Consider the following 8,091-nt stretch of genomic DNA (forward strand, 5'->3'; position numbering starts at 1 on the left):
TGGCAAAAGCCACGGAATTTAACCCTCCTCCCATGAACCGTAGGAGCGGGTTCTGCAATAGATCTTCGGACTTGTTGCGGTTGATCGGCTAAACCTGCCCGTACCCAAAATCTTCCTCTCCTAACTTTTGGCGGCGGCTGTCGGAACTTGTTTCCGCAGGAGGTCTGCCCGTCGCTTTGCCGTAGAGTTACGCGGCTCGATCTTAAGGGCTTCTTCATAGGCTTCTAAGGCTTGGGTGATGAGCTGCTTTTTCTCGTAAGCAAACCCCAGGTTGTTAAAAGCCGTGACGTAGGCTGGAACCCGATCCAAGGCTTCCTTGTATTGCCGAATAGCTAGGTCATACTGTTCCTGGGCGGCGTAGGAGTATCCCATGGCGTTGTAGATTACTGCTTCGTTTTCGGCTCCTTCTAAATCCTTACACTTCAAGGCTTTTTGGAATTGGGCGATCGCCTGACTATAGAGCCGCTTATCTAGGAAAATGCCGCCCAGTTCGTAGTGTTCCTTGGCGCTGCCCTTGCCTTTACTCAGCTTGTTCTGGAGGCGATTGAAGGTCATTTCCGTCCGTCGCGTTTTCAAGACTTGGCGAAGTAGGAAAAAACCACCGATGCCCAGTAGAACAACCAGGATACTGAGGTAAATGACGGCTAAGTTATCACTCATAGGTCTTCAAACACGCGCTTGACGCTTAACTTGTTGACTTGATTTTGGACGTAGATTTGGAATTTTCTTATTTTCAGCCTACACCAGATCTTGACCCATACTTCTGTCCGCTGATGGGCGTCACAATCGCTATGATAAAGGCTGGTGAACTTGCGGGGGGAGGCGTTCCGACCGTTTATACTCGTCCTTTAGCTCGGTTAATTGAGCAGTTTCAACGGTTACCGGGGGTTGGGCCAAAGACGGCTCAACGCCTTGCATTGCACATCCTGAAGCGTCCCGATGATGAGGTTAAAGCCTTGGCGCAAGCGTTGATGGATGCTAAGCAACAGGTGGGGTTGTGCAGCGAATGTTTCCACTTATCCGCTGAGCCAGTCTGCGAAATTTGTGCTTCTAATAGTCGCGATCGCGCCACTCTGTGCGTCGTTGCCGATTCGCGGGATGTGATCGCATTAGAAAAAACGCGGGAATATCGAGGGCTGTATCACGTTCTGGGGGGCTTGATTTCCCCAATGGATGGCATTGGCCCCGACCAGCTTTACATTGCCCAACTGGTGCGGCGCGTCAGTCAACAGCAGATTCGAGAAGTGATTTTGGCGATTAGTCCCAGCGTGGAAGGGGAAACGACAACCCTGTATATTGGTCAACTGCTAAAACCCTTTACCCGCGTCACCCGGATCGCCTTTGGGTTGCCGATGGGGGGAGATCTGGAGTACGCCGATGAAGTGACCCTAGCTCGCGCCCTAGAAGGCCGACGAGATTTGGATTAGCCCGTTTTACGGAGCTTTCGGTAAATCAACGGTACAAAAGCCAGTCCTGTTAGCAAGGTGCAGGCGATCGCCAACGGAGCTATTTGCCCTCCTCCGAGTACGGTTTGTCCAGTTACGCCCAGCCAGGTATAGCCAATGGTGCCGGGAATGATCCCGATCGCCGTGCCCAAGGCGTAGGGTTTGATATCAATCACCGTTAGACCAAACAAAAAATTGACAATCGAAAAGGGTGAGATCGGGATAAAGCGAATGGCGAGGACGCACCGCATTGGATGGCGATCGCTCAAATGATTGATCCGATGCATCAGTGGATGATCGTGAAAGCGACGGTAAACCCAGGATCGCAGAATCGAACGGGCGAGGTAAAACGCGGCGATTGCTCCCAAGGTTGCTCCCAAGAGTGACCAAACTGTGCCCCAGACCAAGCCGAAATGGGCTCCCCCAGCAATCACAAGTGCTGTACCAGGAATGCCCACCATCGCGGCGATCGTATGCGAGAGCAAGAACAGCGGAATGGCATAGCGATCGGGCAGCAACTCCAGGGAAAGCTCTGGCAACCCGACTTGGTGCCTCAGCACGACCAAAAAGGCCGCTAAACTAGCGAGTCCCAAAAGGGCGATCGCTTTTCGTTTCCAGTTAAAACGAGACTTTGACCGAGAGGACGAATCCGGACAAAATGGCTGCATACACGTTGATCAAGATTTGACTCCTTTGGCAGTCATTAAACCCAACAATCCTGAAATCTTTCTGAGAATACCGCTACAGTTTTCCTGATAGACAAACAGTAAGGCAGCGGATTGCGTCTACGCTACGTGCTGAAGCCAGTTCAAAATGAGCGTGTTGACCTGCTCCGGACGCTCATCATGGGGACAATGACCTGTTTGTGGGATCGGGATAAACGTTACAGCCGTTTCTGGAGATTGATCGGGACGAGCCGCCAACTCTTGATAAATTTTAGCGCCCGTAATTGGAGTCCAGGGATCGGCTTCTCCCCATAACACCAAAAGCGGGTGCTGCACTTGGGGGAGCAGTTCCGAGGGACGCGGGCCAGCCGGAGCCGTCAGAATAGAGGCAAACACTTGCTGAGCACCGGGATGGCAAGACGGTTCGTAGAGCAGATCGACCAATTCATCCGTGATAGCATCGGGCGTACAGTAGACCTGTTTCAACGTTCCCCGAATGCGAGATTTACGGCGTACCTGGTTAAACATGAACGAGCCAAGCACCGGAGAGGCAACCACCTTCGTAAATGTGCCCATGATCAAACCCAGGATGGGGTTGAGTTCATCGGGACGGTGATTCAGTCCGCCTGCACAGTTCAGCAGAACACCTCCAGCCGCTGTTTCTGGATGGTTTGCCAGCAGCATTAAGGTAAGTAATCCCCCAATCGAGTTACCCACAAAAACCGTAGGCCGTTGAATATGTTCAGCCCAGAAGTCTGTCAGCAGGTCTTTCCACACCTCAAGGCTATAGTCCAAGGCGGGCTTGTCTGATGCGCCAAAGCCCAAGAGATCCAAGGCATAGACCTGATACCCAGCATTAGCGATCGCCGGAATATTGTTTCGCCAGTGCCCAATGGATGCCCCAAAGCCATGAATTAGGAGCAGCGGTGTGCCATGTCCCTGGACGGTGTAGCAGATGGTGTGCCCTTGCCATGTCCAGTACAGTTTCTCAAGGGGTTTGGTTGCGGGTTGCAGCGTTGTCATAATTAATAAAGTGGTAATGTCTTAACGTTTCTTTATATCTCTTCCATCATATAGCAAACCTCAAGTCTGCTTTAGGGACGAGCGATCGCCTCCTTTACTCAATCGCCCCAGCTTCTGGCAACCATAGGATCGTCAGCGTTCCCGGATGGTCTGCCGTTGTTGGAAATAAATCCTCATCAATCCAAACGCTAGACAGAACTGGACTCACGACTTCGATCAAGCCATTCATCTGTTGGGCTAAGTCCTGGGCGATCGCCAGTCCTAACCCCGTACCGGGGATCGCGGTCTGTGCCTGCACTCCTCGATAGTGGCGTTCAAAAAGATGTTCCAAATCTTGGGGTGGAATTCCTGGCCCTGTGTCGGCGATCGCCACCCCTTGCATCATGCCCGTAGAGGCAGCCCGACGCAGCCCCGACTGAATCAGCACTGATCCTCCTCTGGGCGTATATTTCAGCGCATTATCAATCAAGTTATTCACGATCTCGCCAAAGGCTTTGGGATTAAGGAGAACCGGAAACTGCTGATCCGATCGCTCAATCTGAAGATGGATTTGGCGATCCTGGGCGATCGCCTGAGCTGTATCCAAAATGGGCGACAGCACTGCATAAAGGGAGTAGGGACTGAGCGGTAAATCATCGCCCATAATATGGCGAGCCGGGGGTAAGGCTACAGGCACGCTAACAGGTGCGGCATCTAGGGAGACATAGGGCGATGGTAATAGCAATGGCTCTTCCGCATCAATCACCCGATCAAACTGCTCCAGCAAATCTTGGAGGCGATCGCTCTCCCGCACAATACTTTCAGCAAACTGCCGTTGATCATCCCCTGGCAGCAGTCGGCGCAAAATCAGCTTTCCAAAGGTTCGCAAGGCCGTCAGCGGGTTCCGAAACTGATGCAGCAGATCATCTAGGTGATCCCGCTGTTGGGCACAAAATTGCCGCTGCTGTTGGAGATCATGGCCTAACCATTGCGCTTTTTGATCCAACGCACAGGCGATCGCCAAGGTATCGGCAATTTGTTCAATCTGCTCCTGTTCCTGATCTGTCCAAGGGCGATCGGTACGAGCCGTGACCAGTAAACCGACGGCTACATCTTCATGGACGAGCGGCAAAACAACGTGAAGCGGTAGCTCAAACGAGGCCTCAGCCAGTAAGGGTTCATCCTCAAAATGGGGAGCTGAGGGATTGGGGCGTACTGGATTTGGATTGGTTGGCGATGATAAGGGAGGTTGATAATTTTTCCCTTCTCCACTAGCTAGCACCATCGGATTTTGCGGCATTGCTCGGTTACGAGTGAGCAGCGACAAAAGGCGATCGGCTTTCCAATCTGCAAGGAGATCGGGATAGGCGACAACGGGTACGAGCTGGGCGATCGCATCTTCGGTTAATTCTTCTGCCAAATACACCACCGCCAAGGCTGCTCCTAACGTCTGCGTTAGCAGTGCGACCTGCGACTGGCAAAGGGAAATAAATTCAGTCGTAGCAGGCATCAACATGATCGCAGCTCCATAGAGAACATCCTAAGTTCACTGCCCTAACCCAATAAAGTCTTGCAACAGCTTGTCTAGTCAGTGCTTGCGCAAATCTAGCCGTAGTACCTGAAGCGATCCCCATTTCTCACTTCATCCTATCCAAAAGCCTCCTCTTCTCCTAGCCAACTAGGCGCTTGCTGTCGCCCTCAAATAAAAAATATGAACTCAAGCATAAAGTTTTGTTAACAACAAATGAATAGAATAATGCCTAAGAGCCTTGAAAAAATAAGATATCTGTATCATAGACATATAAACGCTGTATCAAAAAATTAAAATAAGTTGAGTTTTTGACTCCAAATCGATATACTTTGCACGGTTTTTACTTTTTGTAGTCACCGTTACATCTGTCGATTTTCAGAGGAGGTAGCAAGGTTGGCCAGGAGACGCAAGCGCAAAAGTCGTCGTCGTCAAGAAGGGCGCAGAATCCTAGATATGGTGCCCCAGTTCAGCATTGAATGCGGTGAGGATAAGCCTGTTACGGCTGCCCGCAAGTTTATTCACGCTGAGGGAATTGCACCGCCAGCACTTTTGCTGGTCAAGCGTAACGAGCATACCACAGACCGATACTTCTGGGCGGAGAAAGGCCTGTTCGGTGCTCAATATGTTGAGGAAAACCATTTCTTGTTCCCCAGTCTCAGGGTTCAAGATGAGGAGGAAGAATTAGCCGTTACCTTTCAGTAATCAGCCACAGTCTTGAATCAACGCGAGCGCAATCTGCCTTTCGGTGATTCATGGGTTGCTGTTACGCCTATCCCTGCACTACACATTACGTAATGAATTTGACCCACCGTGGGTGAGGAGATACAGCAGACTAGTCTGCGATCGCAGGGTCAAAAGCAGGCGTAGATCAAGAAAATAGCGTTCTAATGCGCAGTCAAGTCAGATTGGGTCTGACTTCCTATCGTGGAAACTATGCCTCAACTGTCGAGGCGAACGGTTGAATGGGTAGGATATCGACACAACACGGTAGTACCAAGTACGGCCAAAAAATAACAAGTAGCAGACAGGGAGAAGCATGGCTCCTCCCTGTTTGTTTTGCGTCTCAGATCAAGACTTTTCCTACTGAACAGTCACTTTAACGACTTTGGGCTTATCTGCAATCAATTTGGGCAACGTGAGGCTTAAGATGCCATTCGTGTAGGTTGCTGATACATCAGCATTGCGAATCTGGGTGGGTAGCGCAACTTTTCGATAGAAGCGCCCATAGCGGAACTCAGAGCGGGTTGCAGAGGGTTCCGGTGCTGGGCGATCGCCCTGAATCGTGACCGAATCCACGGTGGCTTCAATATCAAGCGCATCAAGCTGCATTCCCGGCAGTTCAACGTTTAGCACGATCGCCTCTGGTATATCCTTCACTTCTAGGGCAGGCGCATACACTCCACCCTCGGATTGTTCTGGATGCTCTGGGACAGCAAAGGTAAACGTTTGGAATAGGCGGGACAATTCGCGCTCTAAGGTATCAACGTCGTGAAGGGGTGTCCAGTGAACACGAACCATAGGATTGATCTCCCAAATAGCAGTAGGGTGTGTGAGATTAAGTGGCACCCTTCGCTTAGGATTTAAACCATTCCTGTAGGTCTGCCAGATTCATTAATTTCAGAGTAAACAACCCTATCGAGAGTCAGGGTTCGGGTGTCTGGGGAAGGGACGATCGCAATATCCACACTCTTCAGCCTTTCCGATCCAGAAAACCGACCCTGAATTCTAGATTTCCGACCTTATTTCCTAAGAGGCTAGCCATATCCCTATTCACGCCGACTAGGATTCCAAAGTCATACCATCGTCCCAGCGCTAAGATTTGATGAAAACGGCCAGACACTCGTTAACGTACAGCCTGATGTCTGAAATATCCGCAATGAAAATCTCAGAGGCAATTGATCTAAAAAAGTGGAACGTTTGCATTGAGATGAAGCAGACCGAAGATAAGATCAAACTATCTGTGTAACTAAAGGCTGTGAACGTTTTAGATTTTTTACTAGGGCTAGGTGTCGGTATCGGCATTCTCATTTGGCAACGATCGCGCTACGAAAGTCGGTTACGCAACGTTTTGAAGCGGTTAGATGCAGAACTTTCGGCAAATTCACCGCTTTCCCTCAGCGGTCAGCTATCAATGGCGATCGCGCTCAAAAATGAAGCTACTCAAGCCGCAAAGCAGCAACTGGAGGTTTATCACCAGATTTTGCGCCAAGCTCCCATCGGTTTTCTTCAAGTCGATGAGGAAAACTGCTTAGTCTGGTCCAATCTACAGGCCAGAACAATCCTCGGTATCTCAACCGAAGACTCCAACTCGTCTCGATTACTGCTAGAACTGGTTCGCTCCTTTGAGCTAGATGAGTTAATTGAACAAACTCGTCAGCAGCAAAGACCTTGCCAAAAAGACTGGACGTTCTATCCAGCCAGTGATGATCCCAGTGTTGTGGCTCGTCAGCAGCCGCGCCCCCTCCGAGGTTATGCGTTTCCCCTACTCAATAAGGCCGTTGGCATTTACCTCGTCAGTCGGCAAGAAGCCGTACTTTTGAAACAACAGCGCGATTGCTGGACATCCGATGTCGCTCACGAGTTGAAAACGCCCCTCACATCCATCCGTCTAGTCGCTGAAACGCTGCATAGCAGAATCGATCCCCCGATGCAGGGATGGGTCGAGCGTTTGATTGGCGAAACAACTCGTCTGAGTCATCTCGTTCAAGATCTCCTCGATCTTAGTCACCTAGAAAGAGAGTCGTCACGATGTCTGAACTTCACGACGATCAACCTTACGGAATTGATTCACTCGGCATGGCTGAACTTAGAACCGCTGGCGTCCAAGAAACATATTCGACTGGAATTTGAAGGAGAGGAGTCGATCCCCATCGAAGCCGACGAATCGCGTTTGTATCGAGCAATGCTTAATATCCTGGACAACAGTATTAAGTACAGTCCCCCTCGGCAGTGTGTCCTTGTGCAGGTGTCCGTATACGCCGATCCAGCGGTGACAACAAACCCTATGTTGGCCGAATCGGGAACGGTGCTGTCTGAGATATCTCCCCCTAGCGAACCCTTGCCAAGGGCGATCGCTCCCCCTGCCGCATCGAGTGAATCATCGTGGGTTCAAATCGACATTGTAGATTCAGGGCCAGGGTTTACCGAAGACGCCCTTCCCCTGATCTTTGATCGCTTCTTTCGAGAAGATTCGTCGCGATCGCGCTACGCTTCACCCTCTACATCCACGGCCAACTCCTCTAACTCTGTTCAATCAGCGCCCATGTATCAATCTGGGAGCGGCCTAGGCCTGTCAATCGTGAAACAAATTGTAGAAGCACACCATGGACGCATTCAGGCAAAGAACCATCCAGATACTAATGGTGCTTGGATTCAAATCCAGTTCCCCCAGTGGCAACCCTCATCTCCAACCGAATTTATGAAAGGGTCATAACAGCTTCTGCCCCAA

At 50.6% G+C, this 8,091-nt stretch carries 8 protein-coding genes; 3 read left to right on the forward strand and 5 right to left on the reverse strand.

What is annotated here, in order from left to right; genetic code table 11:
* Nucleotides 1–120: 120 nt before the first annotated feature.
* Nucleotides 121–660, reverse strand: coding sequence for a tetratricopeptide repeat protein (locus tag IGR76_14205; protein ID MBF2079631.1), 540 nt, complete (start codon nucleotides 658–660; stop codon nucleotides 121–123).
* A 131-nt stretch (nucleotides 661–791) separates the two neighbouring features.
* Between IGR76_14205 and recR the strand changes: the two genes are divergently transcribed.
* Nucleotides 792–1,427, forward strand: a complete 636-nt coding sequence (recR, locus tag IGR76_14210) for a recombination protein RecR (GenBank protein MBF2079632.1) — start codon at nucleotides 792–794, stop codon at nucleotides 1,425–1,427.
* Here recR and IGR76_14215 read toward each other — a convergent pair.
* The 3 genes from IGR76_14215 to IGR76_14225 form a co-directional block, all read right to left on the reverse strand.
* Nucleotides 1,424–2,113: a TVP38/TMEM64 family protein gene (locus IGR76_14215; protein MBF2079633.1), complete on the reverse strand. Its 690-nt coding sequence runs from the start codon at nucleotides 2,111–2,113 to the stop codon at nucleotides 1,424–1,426. The two genes, recR and IGR76_14215, sit on opposite strands and share 4 nt — an antisense overlap.
* A gap of 117 nt (nucleotides 2,114–2,230) precedes the next feature.
* On the reverse strand, nucleotides 2,231–3,133 hold the full coding sequence (locus IGR76_14220; GenBank protein ID MBF2079634.1) for an alpha/beta fold hydrolase: 903 nt from the start codon (nucleotides 3,131–3,133) through the stop codon (nucleotides 2,231–2,233).
* A gap of 94 nt (nucleotides 3,134–3,227) precedes the next feature.
* Complete coding sequence (locus IGR76_14225; GenBank protein ID MBF2079635.1) at nucleotides 3,228–4,628, reverse strand: GAF domain-containing sensor histidine kinase; 1,401 nt, start codon at nucleotides 4,626–4,628, stop codon at nucleotides 3,228–3,230.
* A gap of 408 nt (nucleotides 4,629–5,036) precedes the next feature.
* On the opposite strand from IGR76_14225, the gene IGR76_14230 reads away from it, so the two are divergent.
* On the forward strand, nucleotides 5,037–5,345 hold the full coding sequence (locus IGR76_14230) for a DUF3155 domain-containing protein (protein ID MBF2079636.1): 309 nt from the start codon (nucleotides 5,037–5,039) through the stop codon (nucleotides 5,343–5,345).
* Nucleotides 5,346–5,723: 378 nt separating this feature from the next.
* Here IGR76_14230 and IGR76_14235 read toward each other — a convergent pair whose 3' ends face one another.
* Entirely contained in the window at nucleotides 5,724–6,161 is a 438-nt protein-coding gene (locus tag IGR76_14235; GenBank protein ID MBF2079637.1) for an Hsp20/alpha crystallin family protein, read from the reverse strand.
* Between the two features lie 457 nt (nucleotides 6,162–6,618).
* Between IGR76_14235 and IGR76_14240 the strand changes: the two genes are divergently transcribed.
* On the forward strand, nucleotides 6,619–8,076 hold the full coding sequence (locus IGR76_14240; protein MBF2079638.1) for a PAS domain-containing sensor histidine kinase: 1,458 nt from the start codon (nucleotides 6,619–6,621) through the stop codon (nucleotides 8,074–8,076).
* The last annotated feature ends 15 nt before the right edge of the window (nucleotides 8,077–8,091 follow it).

The organism is Synechococcales cyanobacterium T60_A2020_003 (assembly GCA_015272205.1).
Taxonomy (GTDB): domain Bacteria; phylum Cyanobacteriota; class Cyanobacteriia; order RECH01; family RECH01; genus JACYMB01.